The sequence below is a fragment of the Lysinibacillus sp. 10T31 genome, from assembly GCF_056394365.1.
The window spans coordinates 1-439 of the sequence record NZ_JBFTHS010000210.1 but is presented as its reverse complement, the minus strand read 5'-3'; the positions used below and the strand labels follow the sequence as shown (position 1 = coordinate 439).

The following is a 439-nucleotide window of genomic DNA, read 5'->3' as shown; positions in this document are numbered from 1 at the left end:
CGCAGAGCCAGCTCTCAAAATGTGTACCGAGGAAGAATGCAGGTAAGTTCCCAAGGCAGCGATATCTATATCTCGTCATCACCGACCGGCTGCTTAGCACGGTAGAACATTCTAATCGAACGCTGACGGACTTTTTCTGCCTCGCACTTGGACTGTGCAGTAGCGGGCGCCGCGTATGACTGGGGTCGCGATCCTAGAAAAATCATCATGGAACTTTTCCGGCTATCCATGTTGCTAGCCTCTTCGCGTCTTCCATGACAAGGGGGTCGTCCAACCAATGCGAAACCATGCAATGGCGCATATCCGCCACCCGAACATTAACCAAGCCAAGCGATGAAATGAATGAGCTAATGAAATCATGATGATCACAATGCACGGTGTTCATCAACGCAGCTTCCACTCTTTCCGAATCGTACCCCAACCGCGCAGAGAACCGTTG

1 protein-coding gene is annotated in these 439 nt (G+C 51.3%); it reads right to left on the bottom strand.

Features of this window, described 5'->3' with window-relative positions:
- Positions 1-205: 205 nt before the first annotated feature.
- Positions 206-439 (bottom strand): hypothetical protein (locus tag AC1DCY_RS27690; protein WP_477355983.1); only part of this gene is annotated, 234 nt, incomplete at its 5' end.